The organism is Limnohabitans sp. Hippo4 (assembly GCF_003063605.1).
GTDB lineage: Bacteria > Pseudomonadota > Gammaproteobacteria > Burkholderiales > Burkholderiaceae_C > Limnohabitans_A.
On sequence record NZ_NESE01000001.1, the window covers coordinates 647,652 to 672,124 of the forward strand.

A 24,473-nucleotide genomic window follows, 5' to 3' on the forward strand; every position below is an offset into this window, starting at 1 on the left:
GCCAGAAGCTAAAATGGAAATGCTTAGAATTAGATACCCCCTGGAGTAAGAAATGAACAACGATATCGCCCGCTTCAACATGATCGAACAGCAAATTCGTCCTTGGGAAGTTTTGGACGGACAGGTCTTGTCATTGCTGTCGGCCGTTAAGCGTGAAAACTTCGTGCCAATGGCGAACAAGGCATTGGCGTTTGTTGACATGGAAATCCCGTTGCAAGCCCATGGCACACAGGGTCAAGTGATGTTGGCCCCACGCGTAGAAGCCCGTTTCTTGCAAGATGCCGCCATTCAACCTACAGACAAAGTTTTGGAAATTGGCACAGGCTCTGGCTATATGGCCGCATTGGCAGCGCACCAAGCTGCCTCCGTGCTCAGCTTGGAAATCGACAGCAACTTGGCCCAACAAGCCCGCGCCAATTTGCAAGCAGCTGGCATCACCAATGTGGAGGTGCGCAACACCGATGGTTGCCAAGGCGCGCCAGCCGACGGCCCCTTTGATGTCATCTTTTTAAGTGGCTCTGTGCCTGAAGTGCCACAAGTTTTGCTGAATCAATTGAAAACAGGCGGCCGCTTGTTGGCGGTGGTGGGCGAAGACCCTGTCATGCGCGCCAGCGTCATCACTCGCACCGGCGAACAACAGTGGCAAACCTCAGAGCCTTGGGATACCTTGGCACCGCGCCTACAAGGCTTCCCCGAGCACAATCGTTTTTCTTTTTAAACATGCAACAAATTAGCCCCTCACAATTCAAGGACTGGCTTCAAGAGGCCGCCTCTCTGGGTGAACCGTTGGTTTTAGACGTTCGCGAAACTTGGGAGTGCCAGCTTGCCAGCATTGCGCCAGAGGGCTGTGAAGTCATGATCATGCCCATGCAAACTGTGCCTGCACGGTTAACTGAATTGGACAAGGATCGGCCGATTGCCTGTTTGTGCCACCACGGCGGCAGAAGCATGCAAGTGGGCGCATTTCTTGAGCGCCAAGGCTTTACCCAAATCATCAACATCAGTGGCGGTATCAACGCATGGTCAAGTGAAGTTGATCCCAGCGTTCCCGTCTATTGATTTTCAATTTCCATCTCACTCTGGCCTTAGCCCCGAAAGATTTACATGAACATGCGCTTTCTTCCTATCACGTTGGCCATCTCTGCAGCTTTCGCGGGCTCAGCCCAAGCGCAAAGCCTGATGTCTTTGTACGAGACAGCTCGCGGCTACGACGCAGCCTACAAAGCAGCTCAGTCTCAGTACACCGCCAACCTGTCTAAAGGCGATCAAGCCAAAGCCTTGCTTTTGCCCACAATTGGCCTGTCAGCCAACGTCAACAAAACAGAAGTCGAGTTACTGGCAGCGGCACAAACAGTCACATCCCAAAGCAAGGCAGCCACCCTGAGCGCTTCACAACCGCTTTACCGACCTGCCAACTTTGCAACTTACCAGCAAGGCATGCGCCAATTGGAATTGGCCAGCGTTCAACTCAAAGCAGCAGAGCAAGACTTGATGGTGCGCCTCAGCCAAGCTTACTTTGATGTCTTGGTGTCGCGCGAAAGCTTGGACTTTGTCAAAGCACAAAAAGTGGCAGTTGCCGAACAACTGGCGGCGGCCAAGCGCAACTTTGAAGTTGGCACCTCCACCATCACCGACACACGTGAAGCGCAAGCGCGTTACGACTTGGTCTTGGCGCAAGAAATTGCAGCCGACAATGATCTGCGCATCAAGCGTTTGGCCCTGAACCAATTGGTTGGCCTGAACAACATTGAACCCAAGTCACTTTCAAGCAAAGCCAAGTTATCGGGCCCTGATGCTCAAAGTTTGGAGCAATGGGTTCGGCAATCTGCCGAACAAAATCCAAGCGTGATTCAAAGCCGTGCTGCGTTGGAAATTGCCAAATTAGAAACCAGCAAAGCAGAAGCGGGTCACAAGCCCACCTTGGATTTGGTGGCAGGCTACACCCCTACCCGCTACAAAAACGGCAAGGGCATCAACACCTCACAAGTTGACACCAACACCAACAGCGTCACCTTGTCTTTCAACATGCCTTTGTTTGCAGGTTTTGCCACGCAGAATCGCATCAAAGAAACAGTGGCTTTGGAAGACAAAGCACGTTCCGATTTGGAAGCTGCCGAGCGCAACGTGGCGCAAGCCACTCGCTCTGCCTTCTTTGGTTTGCAGTCTGGTTTGGGCCAAGTCAATGCGCTGCAAGCTGCAGAAGCTTCCAGCCAAAGTGCCTTGGATGCCAACAAGTTGGGCTACCAAGTGGGTGTGCGCATTAACATTGATGTGTTGAACAGCCAAAGCCAGTTGTTCCAAACCAAACGCGATTTGGCCAAAGCGCGCTACGACGTGTTGCTGGGTCAGTTGAAGCTGCGTCAAGCGGCTGGCACTTTGACAGAAGCCGATTTGGCTTCCATCAATGCACTGCTGAACCCTTGATCAACCATTCGCGCACAGCATCCGCTGTGCGCTGCGTGGCGCCGCCGTGTTGTTTGGAAAAGCTTGAAGCTTTTGCGGCTTGACTTTCTAAAAGCGCGCTGTTTTGCACCAGTGCCACGGCGCTCTCTAGGGCCAAGGCCATGTTGGCCACACGCAACGCAGCCCCCTCCGCCAATGCAGCCTCCGAAGCCTCTGCAAAGTTAAAGGTGTGTGGCCCCATCACCACAGGACATCCGCAAGCCGCTGCCTCAATGAGGTTTTGCCCTCCCAAGGGCTCAAAACTGCCGCCCAACAAGGCCACATCGGCCAAGCTGTAGTACAGCGCCATTTCCCCTAAGCTGTCGCCCATGAAAATCGTTGAACCTGCAGCGTTGACGGGCGGCGAAGCGCCCTCTTCTTGCCCCCATGAACTTCGGCGCGACACTTGAAAACCTTGCTGCTCAATCAACTGAACCACCTCGTTCACGCGCTGAGGATGACGAGGCACCAGCAGCCACTGAACGTGCTCATCCGGGTTGGACTTCACAAAGCTTTGCCACGCATCCAACCACAAGCGCTCTTCACCTTCGCGTGAACTGGCCAGCATGATGACGGGCATCGCAATGCGCGAACGCCAAGCTTGACCTTTTGCAACTTGGGCTGCATCGGGTGTGGCGTCAAACTTTAAATTGCCGGTGATTTTTTTCACTTTGGCACCTAAAACTTGGAGCCGCGTGGCATCGTCTTGGGTTTGGGCCAGGACCGCTTGGAGACCCGCGTAGGCAGGCTTCATGAGCGAGGGCCAACGCAAGGCTTGCCACATGGACTTGTCACTCATGCGGGCATTGACCAACACCAAAGGCACCTTGAATTGCTGCGCGCAGCGAACCCAATTGGGCCAAACTTCAGTTTCCAAGATCAGGCCAAGGCGAGGCTGAAAGGCTTTGAAAAATCGCGTCACAGCGTCCAGCGAATCCCAAGGCTGCCAAACTTGAACATCGCCTGGCTGCAATAACTTTTGGCCCTCTTCACGGCCTGTGGCTGTGCCGTGGGTTAACAGCAATTTCATGCCTGGATTTTGTTCGCGCAAGCCTTTGATCAAAATACCCGCGGTGCGCGTTTCCCCCAAAGACACTGCATGAACCCACACCCATTCACCTTGGGTGGCATGCGCGTAGTGACCAAATCGTTCCTCAACAAATTGGCCATACAAAGCTTCTGCCTTGGCGCGGCGCTTTAATTTTTGACGCAACAAGGGCTGTGCCCACTGCATCAGTGTGCTGTAGAACCAAAGGGACAAAGTTGATTTCACAAAATGGATTCGGCCGTCAAGTTCAGTGGGCCGAATGCTGCAATTTCGCATCGGGCTTGACTGTGCGAAGCAAGGCCAACATGGCATGCTCAATGCGGTCCAAAGCCGCCTGCGTGTGGCCTTCAAATCGCAGCACCAACACGGGCGTGGTGTTGGAGGCGCGAATGAGGCCAAAGCCATCGGGCCAATCCACACGCAAGCCATCGATGCTTGAGATCTCGGCAGGTGCATTGAAGTGTTGCGGCGCCACAGCCAGCAATTGCGCAGTGAGTTGATGCGGCTCCCCCTCTTGGCAAGCCACATTCAATTCGGGGGTGCTGAAACTGGTGGGCAGCGATTTGAGCACAGCGTTGGCGTCTGCACTGCGGCTGACGATTTCAAGCAAGCGACAACCTGCATAAGTGCCATCGTCAAAACCATACCAACGTTCTTTGAAAAAGATATGCCCACTCATCTCGCCACCCAAAGGTGCTTGGCCGCCGCCAACTTCAATCTCTTTCATCTTGGCTTTGATCAAAGAGTGGCCCGTTTTGTACATCAACGGCGTGCCGCCTGCGGCACGAATGGCGGGCGCCAAACGCTGCGAGCATTTGACATCAAACAAAATGGTGCCCTGCGGAACGCGGCTCAGCACATCTTGGGCAAACAGTTGCATCTGACGATCGGGGTAAATGGTTTCGCCATCTGGGGTGACGATGCCCAAGCGATCGCCGTCGCCATCAAAGGCCAAGCCCAGTTCAGCGCCTGAACTTTTCAAAGTAGCGATCAGGTCTTGAAGATTTTCAGGCTTGCTGGGGTCAGGGTGGTGATTGGGGAAATGACCGTCCACCTCGCTGAACAGTTCAATCACCTCGCAACCAATTGCACGAAAGATGCCGGGGGCACTTGCGCCGGCAATGCCATTGCCTGAATCAACCACAATTTTCATAGGACGGCTGAGTTGAATGCCGCTCACAATTCTTTGAATGTAAGCCGGCATGATGTCTGCCGATTTCACCGACCCGGCACTGGACAGCACCCAAGACTCGGACTCGATGAGTTGTCGCAGGGTTTGAATTTCATCGCCATAAATGGCACGACCGCCCAACACCATTTTGAAACCGTTGTCGTCTTTGGGGTTGTGGCTGCCTGTGACTTGAATGCCGCTGTCACAGAGGGTGTGGGCGGCAAAGTAAAGCTGGGGCGTGGTGGTCATGCCCACGTCAATCACTTGGATGCCCACCGACACCAAGCCGCGCATCAAGGCACTGGACAAAGTGGGGCCACTCAAGCGGCCATCTCGGCCCACTGCCACGGTGTTGCGCCCCTCTTTCAAGGCCATAGTGCCAAAGGCTTTACCCAAGCCTTCGGCCAAGTCTTCATTCAGGGTCCGGGGGTAGGTTCCGCGAATGTCGTACGCCTTGAAAATGGATGCCGTCACTTGCATAAAGTACCAACCTATAAGAGGTGCAAACAGGACTCCATTGTAGGTGGATGCGCCCTAAATCGGATACGATTGCCGCATGCAATTTCATCGCCAAACTTGCTTCAAACAGATCCAAAGCCCTTGGGGGCAGATCACCTTGTCTGCCAGTCCGGATGGCCTGAATGGCGCTTGGTTTGAGGGTCAAAAACATTACCCCAACATCAGCACTTGGCAAGAATCGCCCCACAACGCCACGCTGCGCAAAGCAGAAGCATTGTTGCGTGATTACGGCCAATCTCAATTGCCACGCCAACAAGCCGCACGCCAATGGCTCAAGAGCCTTTCCCTTGACCTCAGCGGCGGCACAGCGTTTCAACAAGCTGTTTGGCAAGCGCTTCTGAGCATCCCGCATGGCGCCACTTGCAGTTATGGCGAGTTAGCCGCAGCCATTGGCAAACCCAGCGCCGTCAGAGCAGTGGGCACAGCCATTGGTCGCAATCCCATCAGCATTTTGATCCCATGCCACCGGGTGCTGGGTGGCCAAGGGCAACTCACCGGCTACGCGGGCGGTCTTTGGCGCAAGCAAGCGCTGCTGCAACTTGAAAACGCGTTAAGGCCTTCGTCGGTCGCCAAATAATGACAACACTTCAAGACAACTCGCAAGATTGGCGAGTTGATTACCTTTTGCTGGCTGCTTTGTGGGGCTCTTCGTTTTTGTTCATGCGGATGGGTGCCTCCGAGTTCGGCCCCTTGGCAACGGCATGGACGCGCGTCTTTGTGGCCACTTTGTTCTTGAGCCCGTTCATGCTGCAACAGGGTCACTGGCCTGTTTTTAAACAACACTGGAAACTGGTGCTTGGCTTAGGTGCCTTCAATTCAGCACTGCCTTTTGCCTTGTTTGCTTACGCGGTGATGCACATCTCAACTGGCCTTTCCGCCATCTTGAATGCAGCAGTCCCCTTGTTTGCTGCTTTGGTTGCATGGCTCTGGCTTGGCGACCGGCTGAACCGTTGGCGCATTGCAGGTTTGATCATTGGTTTTGTAGGTGTCTCTGTCTTGGCCAACAACCAAACCACCGACCACAGCGCCGCCAACCCAGATGCAAGTGCCTGGGGGCAATACACGGCCATCGCCGCTTGCTTGTTGGCCACCATTTGCTATGCCATCTCGGGCAGTTTTACTAAAAAGTTTTTGCCCAATCTGCCGCCCTTGGTTTCAGCCACCGGCAGTCAATTGGGCGCCACCCTGGCACTGACCTTGCCAGCCTTTTGGGCCATGCCCTCCGTGATGCCAAGCCTCAAAGCTTGGGGTGCCCTGATGGTACTTGGCGTGGCTTGCACTGGCATTGCCTACATCCTCTACTTCAGATTGGTGAACCGGGCTGGGCCGGCCAAAGCCTTGACGGTGACTTTTTTGATCCCTGTCTTTGCCCTGATTTACGGTGTGGCTTTTTTGAACGAAACAGTCACGCTGAGCATGGTCTTGCTGGGCGTGGTGGTCGTTTTTGGCACAGCCCTGTCGAGCGGAATTTTTCCGAAAGTGAAATAATCAAAACATGAAACGTCGAACATTCTCTAGCCAACTGATTTTTTCTTTGCTCGCCGGCGCCTTGGCCGCCACACCCGCTTTGGCGCAAAGCACACCGCCTGCCGCATTGACCCAAACGCAAGCGCCCATCAAATTGATTGTGCCCTTCACACCGGGTACAGGCATTGACCTCATTGCGCGCACAGTGGGTCCTCGACTTGCGCAGCGCTTGGGCAGACCGGTGGTGGTCGAAAACAAAGTAGGCGCCTCAGGCAACATTGGCACAGAGTCGGTTGTGCGCGCCGCACCCGATGGTCAAACGCTGCTGGTCAGCGTCAACACTTTGGTGATGAACCGCAGCCTTTATGCAGGCCTCAGTTTTGACCCAGTGAAAGACCTTGCGCCTGTCATCTTGACGAGCTGGGGGCAACTTTTGTTGGTCACCCATCCCAAGTCCAATTTCAAAACAGCTGCTGAATTGGTGACTGCTGCCAAGGCCAATCCTGGTCGCATCAATTACGCTTCCCCTGGTGTGGGCACACCGCATCACTTGTCGATGGAATTGTTCAAGAACACAGCCCAAGTGTTTCTAACGCACATCCCCTACCGCGGCACTGCGCCTGCTGTTTCTGATTTGTTGGGCGGTCAAGTCGATGCCATGTTCTTGCCGATCCATGTGGCCTTGCCACAAATCAAGGCCGGCAAACTGGTGGCTTTGGGCATTGGCAGCGATCAACGTCACCCCCTCCTGCCCAACGTGCCGACACTGGCTGAAGCCAAAACAGGCAAGGTGAATGTGGACATGTGGTACGGCATCTTTGCGCCCAAAAATACACCCAACGACATTGTCCAAGCCCTGAACAAAGAGATCAAAACCATCTTGGCCAGCGAAGAAATTCAAAAGGCTTTTCAGCCTCAAGGGATGGACCCCGCAAACAGCACCCCCGAAGAGTTTGGCAAGCTGGTTGAAAAAGACGCAACGCGCTGGGCCGATCTGATCAAGGCCCAAAACATCAAAGGGGAATGAGCATGAACATCGCAATTGTGGGCGGTGGGATTGCCGGCCTGAGTTTTGCCTTGGGCTTGCATCAAAGAGGCATTGACTGCGATGTCTTTGAAAGTGTGATGGACGTCAAAGAAATTGGTGTTGGCATTACCCTGCTCCCCCACGCCATGCGTGAACTGTCAGCGCTTGGAGTGCAAGCTGAACTTGAAGCAGCCGGCATTGAAAATCTCGAAAGTGTGTTCTACACACAGCATGGCCAGTACGTTTACAAAGAGCCACGCGGCCGCCATGCCGGTTACACCTTGCCAGAAATTGGCATTCACCGCGGCAAATTGCATCGCATTTTGTTCGAGGCCGCAGTCAAGCGCTTGGGAAAAGACAAAGTTCACACAGGCATGCGATGCACAGGCTTTTCACAAGACAAAGAATGCGTGCAAATTGAGTTTTCCAACGCCCACACACAAACAGCCGAAACGCACACCGCTCAAATTGCCGTGGCCTGCGATGGCGTCAATTCAGTCATCCGCAAACAAATGCATCCGCAAGATCAGCTTTGCTTTGCGGGCATCAACACTTGGCGCGGCGTCACTGTTCACCCCCCCATCCTCACTGGCAAAAGTTACCTGCGCATTGGCACTGTTGAAACCGGCAAGATGGTCATTTACCCCATCATTGACAACGTGGACGGCAAAGGCAATCAACTCATCAATTGGGTGGCCGAGTTGCAAAAACCCAATGCTGTCATGAACGACTGGAACCGCGCTGGCGATCCAGCGGTTTGCGCTGAAATCTACAAAGACTGGCACTTTGATTTCTTGGATGTCCCCGAGTTGATCATGAAGGCCGACAAAGTATTTGAATATCCCATGGTGGACAAAGACGCCCTGCCGTTCTGGACACAAGGCCGCGTCACTTTGATGGGCGATGCTGCCCACCCCATGTACCCACGCGGCTCTAACGGTTCAGCGCAGGCCTTGATTGATGCCAGAACTTTGGCAGAACAACTCAGCCAACACACTGACCCCCAAGAGGCGCTCAAATCTTATGAAAGCTTGCGCCTGGCACCCACAGCCAAAGTGGTTGAAACCAATCGGAGTGTGCCGCCCGACTTCATCATCATGAAAGCAGACGAACTCAGTGGTGGCAAACCTTTCCGGCACATTGACGACCTGATCAGTCAGGACGAATTGCGTCAAATTTCAGACCATTACAAAACGGTTGCTGGCTTTGCTTTGACAAAGTGAATGGGCAAAGTCCCGTTCATGACGGGTGACTCATTCAATGCAGACTGAAGCTCACGCGCTCTCAACTGACCACAACCACCCTCCACATCTTGACCGGCTGAATTTCTCAGCTTGGTCAAAATGCCGCGTCGGTGCAAAGTGCGCGCCATTTCTGCAGCCCGCTCCCACGAAGGCCGCTTGAAGGGCAAGTCATCGATGGCGTTGTAAGGAATCATGTTCATCAAGGCGTATTTGCCTTTGAGCAAACGAACGATGCCCTCCAACTCTTCTTCAGAGTCGTTCACACCTTCAAGCAATGTCCATTGGTATTGAATGGGGTAACCGGTTTGACGCGCATAAACCTCTGCTGCCTCGACCAATTCTTCGGGCGACATTTTGGGTGCACGCGGCAACAATTGCGCGCGCAAATCGGCACGTGTGGTGTGCAAAGAAACGGCCAAGGCTGGCTTGACCAAACCCATTGGCAAGCGTTCAAACACACGGGGATCGCCGACGGTTGAAAACACCAAAGACTTGTGGGCGATATTGCCAACAGTGCCCAAGACCTCAATGGCTTCCATCACATTGTCCAAATTGTGCGCAGGCTCGCCCATGCCCATGAAGACCACTTTTTTAACAGGTCGGTGTAACCTGGCAAAAGCAACCTGCGCCACAATTTCCGCACTGCCCACCTGACGAATCAAACCATCACGACCGGTCATGCAAAACACACAACCCACGGCACATCCAACTTGCGATGACACACACAAGCCGTCGCGTGGCAAGCCAACGGTTTCCAAGGTTTGTCCGTCTTGCAAAGCCAACAGCCACCGAACCGAGCCATCTTCGGCAGGATGTGCAGATTGCAAACGCAACAAGCCGTTCAAGTCGTCCGTCAGTTGCGCCAAGTCCTCGCGCAAAGCCGTCGGCATGAAACTCTCTAAGGGTCGTCGGCCACTGTTTTGCGGTTTGGCTTGCGCCCACAGTCGCAAGATGCGCAGCTCGTGTGCAGGCCTTGCACCCAAGCGCCGCACCCGCTCGCGGATGGATTGAATTTGAGACATCGTCATGTCAAGTCGCGCCACACATCAAGCTGTGCAAAGCCAGTCACTCAAACAGACAGCAGGTCCAGCAAGTGCTGGGGCGCATGAATTTGTGCATGGGCTTGCCATGATGCAATATCCGATTGAGTGCCCAAATAGCCATAGGTTGCAGCAACCGTTTTCATGGCTGCGGCATGACCCGCCACAATGTCGCGCTCATCATCGCCGACATACACACAGCGCGCGGGGTCGATGCTCAAACGCTTGGCGGCTTCCAACAAAGGCGCTGGATGTGGCTTGGCATGCGGCGTGGTATCACCACTGATCACCACCGAGGCGCTTGCAAACAAGGGCATGCCTTGCGTCAGCGGCTCCGTAAATCGCTTGGACTTGTTGGTGACCACGCCCCACGGCAGTTGTCGCGCCACCAAGGCCTCGATCAAGTGCGCCACACCCTCAAAAGCAAAGGTGCGCTGGGTCATGCACGCTTCGTAGTTTTGGAAAAACTCTTCTTTCATGGCCTCGTAATCAGGATGATCGGGCGTGAAGCCAAAGGCCAAGCCAATCATGCCGCGAGCGCCTGCACCGGCCATGGGACGGTAATGCGACAAAGGCAAAGAAGACATGCCGCGGTCAACGCGCATCTTGTCAACGGCCGCGCCTAAATCAGGCGCACTGTCGATGAGGGTGCCATCTAAATCAAACAACACCGCCTGAACATTTTCAAATTTCATCATGAAGGATCTCAGGCTGGATCGAATGGCTTTTGCGTGGCCATCAAATAGTTCACGTCGGTGTCATTGCCCATGGCATAGACCTTGGTGAAAGGGTTGTAACCCATGCCCTTCATTTGCATCACATCGAGGCCAAAGGCGCGAACCCAATCGGCCAGTTCACTGGGCTTGATCATGCGGGCATATTCGTGCGTGCCTTTGGGCAACAGATTGAGCACATACTCAGCCCCGACCACCGCAAACAAAAATGACTTGGGGTTGCGGTTCAAAGTTGAAAAGAACACCCAGCCACCCGGCTTGACCAATTTGGCGCAAGCCTGAACGACCGCAGCAGGATCGGGCACATGCTCCAACATTTCCATGCAGGTGACCACATCAAATTGACCAGCTTGTTCGAGTGCCAAGTCTTCCGCGCTGATTTCTCTGTACTGCACGCCTTGCGTGCCAGCCTCCAACGCGTGCAACTGCGCCACTTTCAAAGACTTCACCGCCAAATCGGCACCCAGTACTTGTGCACCTTGTCTGGCCATGGCGTCAGACAAAATGCCGCCACCACAACCGATGTCGACCACTTTTTTGCCAGCCAATGGCGCCAAACTTTGAATCCAATTCAAACGCAAAGGGTTGATTTGATGCAGCGGGCGGAATTCGCTTTCTGTGTCCCACCAACGATGAGCCAGTTCAGAGAATTTGGCCAGCTCTGCAGGATCGACATTGGCGCTAGAAAATTTGGAAGAATGGGGTGTGCTCATAGACAGCATTGTCTCCGAAAGTAAAAAAGCCTCCCGAAGGAGGCTTTTTGGTGTTCAAACATAGGGTTGACTTGCATCAACCCGAATGTTGATTACTTGTTAGGGCGTGTACCCACAACTTCGATTTCCACGCGGCGGTTTTTAGAACGGCCAGCATCTGTCTTGTTGTCAGCAACGGGTTGCTTTTCGCCCTTGCCTTCTGTGTAAACGCGGTTTTTCTCGATGCCCTTGGTCACCAAGTAAGCCTTGACAGCGTCAGCACGCTTCACAGACAACTTTTGGTTGTAAGCATCAGAACCGACGGAGTCAGTGTGACCCACAGCAATGATCACTTCCAGGTTGATCGCTTTAACTTTGCCAGCCAAGTCATCCAATTTGGCTTTGCCGTCAGCTTTCAAGACTGATTTGTCAAAGTCAAAGAAGGTGTCAGCAGCGTAAGTCACTTTGGTGGCGGCAGCTGGTGCGGGTGCTGGAGCGGCTGGTGCAGCAGCTTTGGGGGCTGGTGCGGGGGCAGCGGCTGGTGCGGGGGCAGCAGCTTTAGGGGCAGCAATAGCGCCATCGCAACCAGCAGCAGCTGTAGCGGGTGTCCAGTTGGCATCGCGCCAGCAGTATTCAGCTGTGCCGTTTTTCCAGGCCATTTCGCCTGTGCCGTTGCGCCAGTTGTCTACGGATTGTGCACTTGCAACGCTTGCCAAGGCAGCTGAAGCCAACACCATTGCCACTTTGTTGAATTTTTTCATGGTTCTCCTCATGGGATTAATACCGCAGACATCCTGCGAGAAAAGAGACGTTTTGAATGACCATCACTCAAAACGTTGAAATGATTGTGCCATAGCTCTGAGGCAATTCCCCAATTTGGTGAAAAGCCCTTGCAAGCGATCTTATCAATCTGAGCAATGTGTTGCAAATCAACGACACTCTTTGGACCTAAAATGGCAGTCTTTCACCCAGCGCGCCTGACCCCTCATGACCCAGTTTGCCAAAGAAACCCTTCCCATCAGTCTAGAAGAGGAAATGCGCCGCAGCTACCTCGACTACGCCATGAGCGTGATTGTGGGACGCGCCCTGCCTGATGCACGAGATGGCCTCAAGCCAGTGCATCGCCGTGTGTTGTTTGCCATGCACGAGTTGAACAACGACTGGAATCGCGCTTACAAAAAATCTGCACGTATCGTGGGTGACGTGATTGGTAAATACCACCCTCACGGCGACCAATCTGTCTATGACACCATCGTTCGCATGGCGCAAGATTTCTCCATGCGCCACATGCTGGTCGACGGCCAAGGCAACTTCGGTTCGGTGGACGGCGACAACGCCGCGGCCATGCGATACACCGAAATTCGCTTGGCCAAAATTGCCCATGAAATGTTGGCTGACATCGACAAAGAAACCGTCGACTTTGGACCCAACTACGACGGCTCTGAAAAAGAACCTTTGGTCTTGCCCAGCCGTATTCCTAACCTGCTGGTGAATGGCTCTGGCGGTATTGCGGTCGGCATGGCGACCAACATTCCACCCCACAATTTGAACGAAGTGGTTGACGCTTGCTTGCATTTGCTGCGCAACCCCGAAGCCACCATCGACGAGTTGATGGAAATCATTCCCGCCCCCGACTTCCCTACGGCCGGCATCATTTACGGCATCAGTGGCGTGAAAGAAGGCTACCGCACAGGCCGCGGCCGTGTGGTGATGCGCGCCAAGTGCCACTTTGAAGACATCGACAAAGGCCAGCGCCAGTGCATCGTCGTGGACGAGCTGCCCTACCAAGTGAACAAGAAGACCTTGCAAGAACGCATGGCCGAATTGGTTCACGAGAAAAAGATCGAAGGCATCAGCCACATTCAAGATGAGTCCGACAAATCAGGCATGCGCCTGGTCATTGAACTCAAGCGTGGCGAAGTGCCTGAAGTGGTGTTGAACAATCTGTACAAACAGACGCAACTCCAAGACACCTTTGGTATCAACATGGTGGCCCTCATTGATGGCCAGCCCAAGTTGTGCAACTTGAAAGACCTCATCAGCGTGTTCTTGCAACACCGGCGTGAAGTGGTCACACGTCGCACGGTGTTTACGTTGCGCAAAGCGCGCGAGCGTGGTCACGTATTGGAAGGTTTGGCCGTTGCACTGGCCAACATCGACGAGTTCATTGCCATCATTCGCAATGCGCCCACACCGCCTGTGGCCAAAGCCGAGTTGATGACCCGCCGTTGGGACAGCAAGCTGGTCCGCGAAATGCTCACACGCACTCGCGCCGATGGTGGTGCTGTCAATGCAGACGACTACCGTCCCGATGGTTTGGAAAAAGACTTCGGCATGGGCAACGACGGCTTGTACCGCCTCAGCGACACGCAAGCCCAAGAAATTTTGCAGATGCGTTTGCAACGCTTGACCGGTCTGGAACAAGACAAGATTGTGGTTGAGTACAAAGAAGTGATGTCTGAGATTGAAGACTTGCTCGACATCTTGGCCAAACCAGAACGCGTCTCCGTCATCATCGGTGAAGAGCTGGGTGAGTTGCGCCAAGAATTTGGTCAAACCAAAGTCGGTGCACGCCGCAGCTTCATTGAAAACAACGCCCAAGATTTGGCAACTGAAGACTTGATCACGCCGACCGACATGGTGGTCACCCTGTCTCACAGCGGTTACATCAAGAGCCAACCTTTGTCTGAATACCGCGCCCAAAAACGCGGCGGTCGCGGCAAGCAAGCCACGGCCACCAAAGAAGACGATTGGATCGATCAGCTCTTCATTGCCAACACGCACGATTACATCTTGTGCTTCTCCAACCGTGGCCGTTTGTACTGGCTCAAAGTGTGGGAAGTACCTGCGGGTTCACGCGGTTCACGCGGCCGACCCATCGTCAACATGTTCCCCTTGCAAGAAGGCGAAAAGATCAATGTGGTCTTGCCTTTGACAGGCGACATGCGCAGCTTCCCTGCCGATCATTACGTGTTCATGGGAACCTCCATGGGCACCGTGAAGAAAACATCTTTGGATGAATTCAGCAACCCTCGCAAGGCCGGCATCATTGCCGTTGACTTGGACGAAGGCGACTTCTTGATCGGCGCCGCACTCACCGATGGCAAACACGACGTGATGCTGTTCAGCGATGGCGGCAAAGCCGTTCGCTTTGATGAAAACGATGTGCGCCCCATGGGTCGCAATGCACGTGGCGTGCGCGGCATGATGCTCGACGAAACACAAAGCGTGATTGCCATGCTGGTGGCCGAAGACGAGCAACAAAGTGTGCTGACCGCCACCGAAAACGGTTTCGGCAAGCGCACCTCCATTGTGGAATACACACGCCACGGCCGTGGCACCAAAGGCATGATTGCCATCCAACAATCTGAGCGCAACGGCAAGGTGGTGGCAGCCACTTTGGTTCGCGCCGAAGACGAGATCATGCTGATCACCGACACTGGCGTGCTGGTTCGCACGCGTGTTTCCGAAATTCGTGAAATGGGCCGCGCAACCCAAGGCGTCACACTGATTGGCCTGGACGACGGTGCCAAATTGTCTGGCCTGCAACGCATCGTTGAAAACGACGCCAACGCGCACGATGACAGCGAAGCTCAAGATGCTGAAGGCGAAGCAGGCGAAACCGGTGAAGGTAGCGCTGCCGAATGACGAGGCCTTACAACTTTTCTGCCGGCCCTGCTGCCATTCCCGATGCCGTCTTGATTCAAGCCGCCAGCGAAATGCTGGACTGGCATGGCAGTGGCATGGGCGTGATGGAAATGAGCCATCGCGGCAAAGAGTTCATGTCCATTTACGAAGAAGCAGAAGCCGATCTTCGTGAGTTGTTGGCAGTGCCCGCCAACTTCAAAATCTTGTTCATGCAAGGTGGCGGCATTGCAGAAAATGCCATCGTGCCTTTGAACTTGTCGCAAGAAGGCACGGTCGATTTTGTGGTCACCGGCAGTTGGAGCCAAAAGTCATTCAAGGAGGCTGCGCAATTTTGTACGCCTCATTTAGCGGCCAGCGCGCAAGGCTCAAAATTCACCACCATCCCCACACCTGATGAATGGCAACTGAGTACGAACGCCAGCTATGTGCATGTTTGCACCAATGAAACCATCGACGGCGTTGAATACCATTCCCTACCCGACCTGAAAGCCTGGGGCAGCAACGCCCCCTTGGTGATTGATTTTTCTTCGCATGTAGCCTCACGCAGCATCGACTGGTCCAAAGTCGGCTTGGCGTTTGGCGGTGCCCAAAAGAATCTAGGCCCTGCAGGTCTTACCTTGGTGGTAGTTCGTGAAGATCTTTTGGGCAAAGCCATGAAGCATTGCCCCAGTGCGTTCAATTACAAAATGGTGGCCGACAACGGCTCCATGTACAACACGCCTCCCACCTATTCCATCTACATTGCCGGTCTGGTTTTCAAATGGTTGAAAGCACAAACAGAAAATGGCATGACGGGTGTGGCCGCTATGGAACAGCGTAACATCGCCAAGGCCAAGTTACTCTACGACTACCTTGATCAATCCCAGCTTTACGAAAACCGGGTTGACAAGTCATGCCGCTCCCGCATGAACATCCCCTTCTACTTGCGCGACGAGTCTCGCAACGATGCTTTTCTGGCAGGCGCCAAATCCCGTGGTTTGCTACAACTCAAAGGTCACAAATCGGTAGGCGGTATGCGCGCCAGCATTTACAACGCCATGCCGATTGAAGGCGTTGAAGCCTTGGTGGCCTACCTCAAAGATTTTGAAGCCACGCAAGCTTGAACTTGCCCTGGGCAATCTTCCACACAACACTGATTCACCATGACGCAACCTATTCAATCTGATGCATTGGGCGAATTGCGAATTCAAATTGATTCGCTGGATCAACAGTTGTTGAGCCTCTTGAACCAACGCGCCAAAGTTGCCGAAAAAGTTGGCGAAATCAAACGCGCAGAAGGCTCGCCATTTTTCCGGCCTGACCGCGTTGCCCAAGTCATTGCCAAAATTGAGAAGGCCAACCAAGGCCCTTTGCTCAATGCGCACGTCGCGTCCATTTGGCGAGAAATCATGTCCGCCTGTTTGGCACTTGAGGCGCCTCAACGTGTTGCGATACTAGGCCCCCAAGGAACTTTTTGCGAACAAGCTGCCGTTGAATTTTTTGGCAGCGCCGCCAACCTCATTTATTGCAACAACTTCGACGAAGTGTTCCACGCCACAGCCGCTGGCACCGCACAGTTTGGCGTGGTGGGCATGGAAAATTCCACTGAAGGTGTGGTGGCCAGATCGCTCGATTTGTTCTTGCGCTCACCCGTTCATGTGATTGGTGAAGTTAGCTTGTTGGTGCGTCACAATTTACTGCGTCAAACCGACAACCTGAAAGACATTGAAGTGGTGTTGGCGCATCCTCAGGCCTTGGCCCAATGTCAGACTTGGCTCACACAACACTTACCGCATGTCGAGCGCCGCGCAGTTTCTAGCAACGCCGAAGGCGCGCGTTTAGCGGCAGAAAACCCCACTTGGGCCGCACTGGCCAGCGAGCGTGCTGCCTCTCAATTTGGTTTGCACATCGTGGCCCATGCCATTCAAGATGAAGCCACCAATCGCACGCGCTTCGCAGTCATTTGTTTGCCGCAAACCTTGGCCACACCCCCTGCCTCTGGCAAGGACTGCACCAGCTTGGTCGTGTCGGTACCTAACAAACCAGGTGCCGTGCACGACCTGCTCATGCCTTTGAAGAACAACGGTGTGTCGATGACCCGCTTTGAATCTCGTCCAGCCAAATCAGGTCAGTGGGAATACTATTTCTACATCGACATTCAAGGCCACATTTCGCAACCGCACGTTGCGGCAGCCCTGCAAGAACTGCAAGGTTTGTGCGCCTTCTACAAGGTGCTGGGCTCCTACCCTATTCCCGAATGAAATTCAGCAAAGTCGCTCTCATTGGCTGCGGTCTGATGGGCGGCTCGTTTGCCTTGGCCGCTCGAAGAGCAGGCTGGGCACCCCACATTGTGGGCTATAGCGCCTCCGCGTCATCGCGCCAAAAAGCACTTAGCCTGGGCGTGATTGACTTGGCCGTCGACAGCATGGCCGAAGCGGTGACGGATGCAGATTTGGTTTTATTGGCGGTGCCCGTCAAGGCCACAGAAGCCTGCTTCAAAGCCATCGCCCCTGCCTTGAGTTCAAATGCCCTGCTGATGGACGTGGGCTCCACCAAATCAGACATCGTGGCTGCAGCCCTTGCAACACTAGGAGACAAACTCCCGTGCTTCGTGCCAGTCCACCCTATCGCTGGCAAAGAGGTGGCAGGCGTTGAACATTCAGATGCCGATTTGTACCAAGATCGCGCGCTCATCGTCACGCCCATGCCCAGTTCGGGTTCGATGCAAGTTCAATTGGCCAAACAAATTTGGAAGAGCTTGGGCAGCTACATCACTGAACTCACGCCTGCAGCGCACGATGCGGCCTTTGCCGCAGTGAGCCATTTGCCGCACGTTTTGTCTTACGCCATCATTCGTGGCATTTTTCAACAACACAATGGCCCCGACTTGATTGCGCTGGGTGGCCCTGGTTTCAGAGATTTCTCGCGCATTGCTGCCAGCGATCCCGTCGTTTGGCGTGACATCTTGAGCACCAATCGCGAGCAAGTCTTGCTTCAGATTCGCCATTTTAAAGACGCATTGAATGACTTTGAACAAGCCATTCAAGCCAACGACCCTCAAGCGCTTGAAGAGATGATTCGTCAAGCCAGTGACCTGCGATTCAATTGGCGCATGGGCGCTACCCAGCCATCAGAAGAATAAACACGCCAACATGTTTGCAACTGCGTTTCTCGACCTTCCCTCTTTGCAACAAGCTGGTGGCACTGTCACCTTGCCAGGCTCCAAAAGTATTTCCAATCGCGTGTTGTTGTTGTCTGCCTTGTGCGCAGGCAGCACTTGGGTACACGATCTGTTGGACTCAGATGACACGCGTGTCATGTTGGCCGCATTGCGTCAACTGGGTTGCGGCGTTGAGCCAAAGGCGGGTACCCACAGCGTTTGCATCACCGGCTTAGGACAAAGCACTTCCAACGGCCAATCCGCTGGCTTGAAGAAGCCCACTGAAGCCATTGAATTTTTCATGGGCAACGCGGGTACCGCCATGCGCCCTCTCACTGCTGCTTTGGCTGTGATGGGCGGCGACTTCACACTCAAAGGTGTGCCGCGCATGCACGAGCGTCCCATTGGTGATTTGGTCGATGCACTGCGCCTCTTGGGTTGTCACATTGATTATTTGGGCAACGAAGGCTATCCGCCTTTGCGCGTACGCACACCCCAACTTCAACTCGACAAGCCCATTCAAGTGCGCGGCGATGTGTCAAGCCAATTTCTCACGGCTCTCTTGATGTCGCTGCCTTTGGCTGCCCAAAAAGACATCGTGATTGAAGTGGTGGGCGAGCTGATTTCCAAGCCCTACGTTGAAATCACCTTGAACTTGTTGGCGCGCTATGGCATTGATGTGAAGCGCGATGGTTGGCAACGTTTCACCATTCCCGCTGGCAGCCACTACACCTCACCTGGCGAAATTCATGTCGAAGCCGATGCCTCATCGGCCAGTTATTTCATTGCCTTGGGTGCATTGGCCGCCACAGACAAAGCGGTTCGCATTCAAGGCGTAGGCGCATCGTCCATTCAAGGCGACATTCGCTTCATGGATGCCGCGGCCCAAATGGGCGCCCGCATTGAAAGTGGCCCCAACTGGCTAGAGATCAAACGGGGTGCTTGGCCCCTCAAAGCCATCGACTTGGACTGCAACCACATCCCAGATGCCGCGATGACCTTGGCCGTGATGGCGCTTTACGCCGATGGCCCCACCACCCTTCGCAACATTGCCAGCTGGCGTGTGAAGGAAACCGATCGCATTGCGGCCATGGCCAAAGAAGCACGCAAGCTGGGTGCGCAAGTGGAAGAAGGCCCCGACTGGTTGCGCATTCACCCTTTGCCAACAGGGCAGTGGAAAGCCGCCAGCATTCACACTTACGACGATCACCGTGTGGCCATGTGTTTCTCTTTGGCGGCCTTTAACGTTGACCAGCAAGCCGTGCGCATTGAAGATCCCAAGTGCGTGGCCAAAACATTCCCAGACTATTTCGAAGCCTTGTTCTCTTTGACGCAAACACCTTCGGACCGCATTCCAGTGATTTGCATCGACGGCCCAACCGCTTCAGGCAAAGGCACTTTGTCTAGCCTGGTGGCCCAACAATTGGGCTATCACTACCTTGACTCTGGCGCCTTGTACCGGGTCACAGCTTATGCCGCATTACAGGCTGGCCTGAGCCTTGAAACAAGTAACGAATTGGCCATCGCCGCCCTCGCCGAAAAGTTGCCAGTCCGTTTTGAAGGCGACAAAGTCTTGCTCAATGAGCAAGATGTGACCGACGCCATCCGCAGCGAAGAAGGCGGCATGAACGCCTCCAAAGTGTCCACTTTGCCCGCCGTTCGGGTAGCCTTGGTGGCTCTTCAGCACAGCTTCCAGCGCCTGCCCGGCCTCTTGGCCGACGGCCGCGACATGGGCACAGTGATCTTTCCTGGCGCGCCTTTGAAGGTGTTTTTGACCGCCAGCGCCGCAAAAAGAGCCGATCGCCGCTATAAGCAATTGATTTCTAAAGGTTTTCAGGCTAAAATCGTGGATCTTCGGGCTGACCTAGAGGCTCGCGACGCACGAGACAGTTCTCGCAGCGTGGCACCCTTGAAGCCAGCGCAAGACGCAATGCTGCTAGACAACTCAGATTTGAGCATCGACCAATCGGTGCATCAGGTCCTTGACTGGTGGCAAAGCAAACAAGGCTTTCCTGTTTAAATTTCTTGTTTAAAACAGGCAGGCCTTGAACAGAGGCCCACAAAACACCCTCCGCGCTGCTTGCGCATTTGTTTTGTGGTTCATCAACTTAACCCGCGTGAAAACGCAAACAACCGCCGCATCTAGCCTTGGTAACGACGCAATATCGCAGTCGTCAGACCTTTTTGCGGATTAGGAACTTGAATGTCAGAATCTTTTGCAGCCCTATTTGAAGAATCACTGAAGCGCACGGAAATGCGCCCAGGCGAAGTGATCACCGCTGAAGTTGTTCGCATCGAACACAACTTCGTGGTTGTGAACGCCGGCCTCAAATCTGAAGCCTACGTACCCCTGGAAGAATTCAAATCAGATCTGGGCGAAATCGAAGTCCAAGTGGGCGACTTCGTGTCTGTGGCCATCGGCTCTATCGAGAACGGCTACGGCGACACCATTTTGAGCCGTGACACTGCCAAGCGTTTGGCATCATGGTTGTCATTGGAAAAAGCGTTGGAATCCGGCGAATTCGTCACTGGTACCACCAGCGGCAAAGTCAAAGGCGGCCTCACAGTATTGGTCAATGGCATTCGTGCTTTCTTGCCAGGTTCATTGGTCGACACACGTCCCACCAAAGACCTGTCACCGTACGAAAACAAGACCATGGAATTCAAGGTCATCAAGTTGGACCGCAAGCGCAACAACGTCGTGTTGTCACGCCGTGCTGTGGTCGAAGCTTCGATGGGCGAAGAGCGCGCCAAACTGATGGAAAACCTCCGCGAAGGTTCCGTCGTTCACGGTGTGGTCAAGAACATCACCGAATACGGTGCATTCGTTGACTTGGGCGGCATCGATGGTTTGCTGCACATTACCGATATGGCATGGCGCCGTGTTCGTCACCCTTCCGAAGTGGTGCAAGCCGGTCAAGAAATTACTGCCAAGATCCTCAAGTTCGACACCGAGAAAAACCGCGTGTCCTTGGGCCTCAAGCAAATGGGCGACGATCCTTGGATGGGCGTCAACCGCCGCTACCCACAAAGCACCCGCATGTTCGGCAAGATCACCAACATCGCCGACTACGGCGCATTTGTCGAACTCGAGCCAGGCATCGAAGGCTTGGTGCACGTCTCTGAAATGGACTGGACCAACAAGAACGTGGCACCTTCCAAGATCGTGTCATTGGGCGACGAAGTCGAAGTCATGGTTTTGGAAATCGACGAAGACAAACGCCGCATCAGCTTGGGTATGAAACAGTGCCGTGCCAACCCATGGCAAGAGTTCGCACAAAACACCAAACGTGGCGACCGCGTCAAAGGCCCGATCAAGTCCATCACCGACTTCGGTGTGTTCGTGGGCTTGGCCGCTGGCATCGACGGTTTGGTTCACTTGTCCGACTTGTCATGGAACGAAACCGGCGAAGCCGCTGTTCGTAACTACAAGAAGGGTCAAGACGTTGAAGCCATCGTGTTGGCAGTCGACGTTGAGCGCGAGCGCATCAGCTTGGGCATCAAACAACTCGACGGCGACCCCTTCACCACCTTCGTAACAGTGAACGACAAGGGCCAAACAGTGACTGGTAAAGTCAAAACTGTTGACGCTCGCGGCGCTGAAATCGACTTGGGCGATGACATCATTGGTTACTTGCGCGCCAGCGAAATTTCACGCGATCGCGTGGAAGACGCTCGCAGCTTGTTGAAAGAAGGCGACGAAGTCACAGCTGTGGTCGTCAACGTCGATCGCAAGACACGCAACATCCAGTTGTCTATCAAGGCCAAAGATGCCGCCGATCAAAGCGAAGCCATGGCCACATTGAGCCAGCAGTCTTCACGCGAAAACGCTGGTACCACCAGCTTGGGCGCTTTGTTGCGTGCCAAGTTGGATAACAACGACGCAGCTTAATGATCTGCTGAAGAACAAAGCCTCTGGCCTGGCCCCATCGGGGGTTGGGCGGAGGCTTTTTCTATGCGTCAACCCAACTCACTTTCCCTGACATGACCCGTTCCGACCTCGTTGAAGCTTTGGCCGCCCGTTTCGAGCAGCTGACGCACCGTGACGCCGAATTCGCCGTCAAAACGGTCTTGGACGCCATGAGCGAAGCCTTGGTCAAAGGCCATCGCATTGAGATCCGTGGTTTTGGCAGTTTCACCATCAATCGCCGCCCACCCCGTGTTGGCCGCAACCCACGTTCTGGTGAAAGTGTGCAAATTCCAGAAAAACGCGTACCGCATTTCAAACCCGGCAAGGCACTGCGCGAAGCCGTCGATAAAAAGTCTCTCGACATCCTGCATGGCAAGGCCGAATAAGCCCCCAGCCCGCTCTGAATAAATCGGCCCATCCAAGGGCCTTTTTTGTTTCTGGGTGCAGCATCGCTTTAGAATGACAGGGCTGCCTGAGGCCATTCATGAAACAATTTCTCAAGCTGCTTCAGTGGACACTGAATGCGGCCGTCTTTTTTACCTTGTTTGCCTTCGCGCTGAACAATCAGCACGAAGCCAAGGTGTATTTCTTTTTTGGCACGCAATGGCGCTCTCCCATGGTGTTGATTGTTTTGATTGCTTTCGCTTTGGGCATGGTGGTGGGCGTGCTGGGCATGGTCCCGCGCTGGTGGCGCCAACGCCAAGCTGCCAAGGCCGTTCAAGCACCGGCATCCAGCAGCGCAGAAGCCCAACCGGAAGTACCGCATGGAACTTGACCTCATTTGGATTTTGATTGGCCTGCCTGCAGCCTTTGGTCTCGGTTGGTTAGCTTCTCGACTCGACTTGCGTCAGTTGCGCATCGACAACCGCCAAGCACCACGCGCCTATTTCAAAGGTCTGAACTTCTTGCTCAACGAGCAACAAGACAAGGCCATTGACGCTTTCATCGAGGCCGTCCAAAACGATCCCGACACCTCCGAGTTGCACTTTGCCTTAGGCAACTTATTTCGCCGCCGCGGCGAATACGAGCGCGCCGTTCGGGTGCACGAGCACTTGCTGTCAAGAGGCGATCTGAGTGCAGCAGACCGTCAGCGCGCACAAAACGCATTGGCCAAAGACTTTGTCAAAGCAGGCTTGTTAGACCGCGCCGAAGACGCTCTGCGCAAGTTAGAAGGCACCAGCTTTGAAGGCCAAGCCAGATTGGCACGCTTGGCCATTTACGAACGTTCGCGTGAATGGCCTCAAGCCCGCGAAGTGGCCACCCAATTGGAAGCGTCTGGCGAAGTCAGCTTTTCTGTTCGCAAAGCCCATTACTTGTGTGAACAAGCGCGCGAACTCAACGCCAATGGCGATGCATCTGGCGCAGCGCAGTTGCTGCTGAATGCCATGACCGAAGCACCAGATGCCCCTCGCCCTCGCCTATTGCTAGGACAGCTTCAGCTGAACCAAGGACAAGCACTGCAAGCTTGCGCCACGCTAAGTCAATTGTTTGAATCGGGTTCTGTGGCTGCGCCTTTGGCCGCTGCAAGTTTGGTGCGTGCCGCTCAGGCGGCCCATCAGGTGCCTGCAGCTTTGTCCTTGCTTCAGCAACACTACGCTCAAAGCCCATGCATTGATGTGATGGACGCCATTGTGGCCTTGGAAAAAACCGGCACCGACGCAGAGCAGCAAGTTAGGCAACGCTACATCGAGCACCTTCAAAAGCAACCCTCTTTGTTGGCCGCCTCTCGCTGGTTGGCAGGTGCCGATTTAGGTACTGACGACACGCGGGCACCGGTGCAAAAAGCCCTTGAGCAAGCTTCACGGCCTTTGGCGCGTTATCGCTGCGCAGCCTGCGGCTTTGAAGCCAAGGAGCATTTCTGGCACTGCCCTGGCTGCCAAGCCTGGGACAGTTACCCACCACGCCGCGTCGAAGAACTCTAAAACACTTTCAAGGCATTGCTTGCACTCACCTTGAATTGCAGAATGCACTTCTGCAGTTGAATCAGCAGTTGAATCGGGTTTGCATCACCGTTGGGGTGATGCCCAACTTAGGAATTCAACATGTTGAAAAAGATCTTAACCACCACCGCCCTGCTGTTTTCACTCAGCAGTTTTGCAGCCGTTGACGTCAACAAAGCCAGCGCCGCAGAATTAGATGGCATCAAAGGCATTGGCCCTTCTTTGTCCGGCAAAATTTTGAAAGAGCGCAACAAAGGCAATTACAAAGACTGGCCCGACTTGATGCACCGCGTCAGTGGCATGGGCGAGAAAAGTTCCGCCAAGTTTTCAGCACAAGGCCTCACGGTCAATGGTTCGGGCTATCAGGGCGGCGCGGCCGTTGAACCGGCCAAAGGCAAACCAACCGACAAACCCAAAGCGGCCAAGTCCTGAAGTCGACAGCCCTTTGAGTT

Annotated in this window: 23 protein-coding genes; 17 read left to right on the plus strand and 6 right to left on the minus strand. The window is 54.2% G+C overall.

Annotated elements, in window-relative coordinates:
- Positions 1-52: 52 nt before the first annotated feature.
- Genes B9Z46_RS02950 through B9Z46_RS02960 form a run of 3 tightly spaced genes read left to right on the plus strand, consistent with a single transcriptional unit; the run spans position 53 to position 2,424 of the window.
- Positions 53-718, plus strand: coding sequence for a protein-L-isoaspartate O-methyltransferase (locus B9Z46_RS02950; protein ID WP_108254466.1), 666 nt, complete (start codon positions 53-55; stop codon positions 716-718).
- 2 nt (positions 719-720) lie between these two features.
- Positions 721-1,059: a rhodanese-like domain-containing protein gene (locus B9Z46_RS02955; RefSeq protein WP_108254467.1), complete on the plus strand. Its 339-nt coding sequence runs from the start codon at positions 721-723 to the stop codon at positions 1,057-1,059.
- A 51-nt stretch (positions 1,060-1,110) separates the two neighbouring features.
- Positions 1,111-2,424, plus strand: coding sequence for a TolC family outer membrane protein (locus B9Z46_RS02960; protein WP_233245891.1), 1,314 nt, complete (start codon positions 1,111-1,113; stop codon positions 2,422-2,424).
- On the opposite strand, the gene B9Z46_RS02965 is transcribed toward B9Z46_RS02960, so the two are convergent.
- Together B9Z46_RS02965 and B9Z46_RS02970 are read right to left on the minus strand one after the other, a co-directional pair.
- Entirely contained in the window at positions 2,402-3,676 is a 1,275-nt protein-coding gene (locus B9Z46_RS02965; RefSeq protein ID WP_108254848.1) for a 3-deoxy-D-manno-octulosonic acid transferase, read from the minus strand. The two genes, B9Z46_RS02960 and B9Z46_RS02965, sit on opposite strands and share 23 nt — an antisense overlap.
- 61 nt (positions 3,677-3,737) lie before the next feature.
- On the minus strand, positions 3,738-5,141 hold the full coding sequence (locus B9Z46_RS02970; protein ID WP_108254469.1) for a phosphomannomutase/phosphoglucomutase: 1,404 nt from the start codon (positions 5,139-5,141) through the stop codon (positions 3,738-3,740).
- 76 nt (positions 5,142-5,217) lie between these two features.
- Between B9Z46_RS02970 and B9Z46_RS02975 the strand changes: the two genes are divergently transcribed.
- The 4 genes from B9Z46_RS02975 to B9Z46_RS02990 are packed head-to-tail and all read left to right on the plus strand — an operon-like array spanning position 5,218 to position 8,897.
- The gene (locus B9Z46_RS02975; RefSeq protein WP_055360270.1) at positions 5,218-5,757 is read left to right on the plus strand and encodes a methylated-DNA--[protein]-cysteine S-methyltransferase; all 540 of its coding nucleotides are present in this window, start codon (positions 5,218-5,220) and stop codon (positions 5,755-5,757) included.
- Entirely contained in the window at positions 5,757-6,668 is a 912-nt protein-coding gene (locus B9Z46_RS02980; protein ID WP_108254470.1) for a DMT family transporter, read from the plus strand. Before B9Z46_RS02975 ends, B9Z46_RS02980 begins: the two co-directional genes overlap by 1 nt.
- A gap of 7 nt (positions 6,669-6,675) precedes the next feature.
- Complete coding sequence (locus tag B9Z46_RS02985; RefSeq protein WP_108254471.1) at positions 6,676-7,674, plus strand: tripartite tricarboxylate transporter substrate binding protein; 999 nt, start codon at positions 6,676-6,678, stop codon at positions 7,672-7,674.
- A 2-nt stretch (positions 7,675-7,676) separates the two neighbouring features.
- Positions 7,677-8,897, plus strand: a complete 1,221-nt coding sequence (locus B9Z46_RS02990) for a flavin-dependent oxidoreductase (protein ID WP_108254849.1) — start codon at positions 7,677-7,679, stop codon at positions 8,895-8,897.
- Here the strand turns inward: B9Z46_RS02990 and B9Z46_RS02995 are convergent.
- The 4 genes from B9Z46_RS02995 to ompA form a co-directional block, all read right to left on the minus strand.
- Positions 8,861-9,940: an RNA methyltransferase gene (locus tag B9Z46_RS02995; protein WP_369907414.1), complete on the minus strand. Its 1,080-nt coding sequence runs from the start codon at positions 9,938-9,940 to the stop codon at positions 8,861-8,863. The two genes, B9Z46_RS02990 and B9Z46_RS02995, sit on opposite strands and share 37 nt — an antisense overlap.
- 47 nt (positions 9,941-9,987) lie before the next feature.
- Positions 9,988-10,653 (minus strand): HAD-IA family hydrolase, encoded by a 666-nt coding sequence (locus B9Z46_RS03000; protein WP_108254850.1) that lies wholly within the window; start codon positions 10,651-10,653, stop codon positions 9,988-9,990.
- Between the two features lie 11 nt (positions 10,654-10,664).
- A complete protein-coding gene (gene ubiG, locus B9Z46_RS03005) occupies positions 10,665-11,405 on the minus strand; it encodes a bifunctional 2-polyprenyl-6-hydroxyphenol methylase/3-demethylubiquinol 3-O-methyltransferase UbiG (RefSeq protein WP_055360267.1) in 741 nt (246 codons plus the stop codon).
- Between the two features lie 92 nt (positions 11,406-11,497).
- Positions 11,498-12,145, minus strand: a complete 648-nt coding sequence (gene ompA / locus B9Z46_RS03010) for an outer membrane protein OmpA (protein WP_055360266.1) — start codon at positions 12,143-12,145, stop codon at positions 11,498-11,500.
- Positions 12,146-12,371: 226 nt separating this feature from the next.
- Here ompA and gyrA point away from each other — a divergent pair, with 226 nt between their 5' ends.
- From gyrA to B9Z46_RS03060, 10 genes are all read left to right on the plus strand, one after another.
- Positions 12,372-15,032, plus strand: coding sequence for a DNA gyrase subunit A (gene gyrA / locus B9Z46_RS03015; protein WP_108254473.1), 2,661 nt, complete (start codon positions 12,372-12,374; stop codon positions 15,030-15,032).
- Positions 15,029-16,135 (plus strand): 3-phosphoserine/phosphohydroxythreonine transaminase, encoded by a 1,107-nt coding sequence (gene serC / locus B9Z46_RS03020; RefSeq protein WP_055360264.1) that lies wholly within the window; start codon positions 15,029-15,031, stop codon positions 16,133-16,135. The genes gyrA and serC overlap by 4 nt, the downstream gene beginning before the upstream one ends.
- Before the next feature lie 39 nt (positions 16,136-16,174).
- Positions 16,175-17,272, plus strand: coding sequence for a prephenate dehydratase (pheA, locus tag B9Z46_RS03025; protein WP_108254474.1), 1,098 nt, complete (start codon positions 16,175-16,177; stop codon positions 17,270-17,272).
- A complete protein-coding gene (locus tag B9Z46_RS03030; RefSeq protein ID WP_055360262.1) occupies positions 17,269-18,153 on the plus strand; it encodes a prephenate dehydrogenase in 885 nt (294 codons plus the stop codon). The genes pheA and B9Z46_RS03030 overlap by 4 nt, the downstream gene beginning before the upstream one ends.
- A gap of 10 nt (positions 18,154-18,163) precedes the next feature.
- Positions 18,164-20,191 carry a bifunctional 3-phosphoshikimate 1-carboxyvinyltransferase/cytidylate kinase gene (locus B9Z46_RS03035; RefSeq protein WP_108254475.1) on the plus strand — a complete coding sequence of 676 codons (2,028 nt, stop codon included), beginning with the start codon at positions 18,164-18,166 and terminating at the stop codon, positions 20,189-20,191.
- A gap of 183 nt (positions 20,192-20,374) precedes the next feature.
- The gene (rpsA, locus tag B9Z46_RS03040) at positions 20,375-22,063 is read left to right on the plus strand and encodes a 30S ribosomal protein S1 (RefSeq protein WP_108254476.1); all 1,689 of its coding nucleotides are present in this window, start codon (positions 20,375-20,377) and stop codon (positions 22,061-22,063) included.
- Positions 22,064-22,155: 92 nt separating this feature from the next.
- Positions 22,156-22,467 carry an integration host factor subunit beta gene (locus B9Z46_RS03045; protein WP_055360259.1) on the plus strand — a complete coding sequence of 104 codons (312 nt, stop codon included), beginning with the start codon at positions 22,156-22,158 and terminating at the stop codon, positions 22,465-22,467.
- A gap of 98 nt (positions 22,468-22,565) precedes the next feature.
- Entirely contained in the window at positions 22,566-22,856 is a 291-nt protein-coding gene (locus tag B9Z46_RS03050) for a lipopolysaccharide assembly LapA domain-containing protein (protein ID WP_108254477.1), read from the plus strand.
- Entirely contained in the window at positions 22,846-24,003 is a 1,158-nt protein-coding gene (gene lapB, locus B9Z46_RS03055) for a lipopolysaccharide assembly protein LapB (RefSeq protein WP_108254478.1), read from the plus strand. The genes B9Z46_RS03050 and lapB overlap by 11 nt, the downstream gene beginning before the upstream one ends.
- A 120-nt stretch (positions 24,004-24,123) precedes the next feature.
- Positions 24,124-24,453 carry a helix-hairpin-helix domain-containing protein gene (locus B9Z46_RS03060; RefSeq protein WP_108254479.1) on the plus strand — a complete coding sequence of 110 codons (330 nt, stop codon included), beginning with the start codon at positions 24,124-24,126 and terminating at the stop codon, positions 24,451-24,453.
- Positions 24,454-24,473: the final 20 nt, after the last annotated feature.

Bases quoted from the DNA above. Each gene is read 5' to 3' on its own strand.
- B9Z46_RS02965 (WP_108254848.1), bottom strand. From the start codon at position 3,676: ATGCAGTGGGCACAGCCCTTGTTGCGTCAAAAATTAAAGCGCCGCGCC.
- serC (WP_055360264.1), top strand. From the start codon at position 15,029: ATGACGAGGCCTTACAACTTTTCTGCCGGCCCTGCTGCCATTCCCGAT.
- lapB (WP_108254478.1), top strand. From the start codon at position 22,846: ATGGAACTTGACCTCATTTGGATTTTGATTGGCCTGCCTGCAGCCTTT.
- ubiG (WP_055360267.1), bottom strand. From the start codon at position 11,405: ATGAGCACACCCCATTCTTCCAAATTTTCTAGCGCCAATGTCGATCCT.
- B9Z46_RS03000 (WP_108254850.1), bottom strand. From the start codon at position 10,653: ATGAAATTTGAAAATGTTCAGGCGGTGTTGTTTGATTTAGATGGCACC.
- B9Z46_RS02990 (WP_108254849.1), top strand. From the start codon at position 7,677: ATGAACATCGCAATTGTGGGCGGTGGGATTGCCGGCCTGAGTTTTGCC.
- B9Z46_RS02960 (WP_233245891.1), top strand. From the start codon at position 1,111: ATGCGCTTTCTTCCTATCACGTTGGCCATCTCTGCAGCTTTCGCGGGC.
- B9Z46_RS02980 (WP_108254470.1), top strand. From the start codon at position 5,757: ATGACAACACTTCAAGACAACTCGCAAGATTGGCGAGTTGATTACCTT.
- B9Z46_RS03060 (WP_108254479.1), top strand. From the start codon at position 24,124: ATGTTGAAAAAGATCTTAACCACCACCGCCCTGCTGTTTTCACTCAGC.
- B9Z46_RS02995 (WP_369907414.1), bottom strand. From the start codon at position 9,940: ATGTCTCAAATTCAATCCATCCGCGAGCGGGTGCGGCGCTTGGGTGCA.
- B9Z46_RS03035 (WP_108254475.1), top strand. From the start codon at position 18,164: ATGTTTGCAACTGCGTTTCTCGACCTTCCCTCTTTGCAACAAGCTGGT.
- B9Z46_RS02975 (WP_055360270.1), top strand. From the start codon at position 5,218: ATGCAATTTCATCGCCAAACTTGCTTCAAACAGATCCAAAGCCCTTGG.
- B9Z46_RS02970 (WP_108254469.1), bottom strand. From the start codon at position 5,141: ATGCAAGTGACGGCATCCATTTTCAAGGCGTACGACATTCGCGGAACC.
- gyrA (WP_108254473.1), top strand. From the start codon at position 12,372: ATGACCCAGTTTGCCAAAGAAACCCTTCCCATCAGTCTAGAAGAGGAA.
- B9Z46_RS03045 (WP_055360259.1), top strand. From the start codon at position 22,156: ATGACCCGTTCCGACCTCGTTGAAGCTTTGGCCGCCCGTTTCGAGCAG.
- pheA (WP_108254474.1), top strand. From the start codon at position 16,175: ATGACGCAACCTATTCAATCTGATGCATTGGGCGAATTGCGAATTCAA.
- rpsA (WP_108254476.1), top strand. From the start codon at position 20,375: ATGTCAGAATCTTTTGCAGCCCTATTTGAAGAATCACTGAAGCGCACG.
- B9Z46_RS02985 (WP_108254471.1), top strand. From the start codon at position 6,676: ATGAAACGTCGAACATTCTCTAGCCAACTGATTTTTTCTTTGCTCGCC.
- B9Z46_RS02955 (WP_108254467.1), top strand. From the start codon at position 721: ATGCAACAAATTAGCCCCTCACAATTCAAGGACTGGCTTCAAGAGGCC.
- B9Z46_RS03050 (WP_108254477.1), top strand. From the start codon at position 22,566: ATGAAACAATTTCTCAAGCTGCTTCAGTGGACACTGAATGCGGCCGTC.
- ompA (WP_055360266.1), bottom strand. From the start codon at position 12,145: ATGAAAAAATTCAACAAAGTGGCAATGGTGTTGGCTTCAGCTGCCTTG.
- B9Z46_RS03030 (WP_055360262.1), top strand. From the start codon at position 17,269: ATGAAATTCAGCAAAGTCGCTCTCATTGGCTGCGGTCTGATGGGCGGC.
- B9Z46_RS02950 (WP_108254466.1), top strand. From the start codon at position 53: ATGAACAACGATATCGCCCGCTTCAACATGATCGAACAGCAAATTCGT.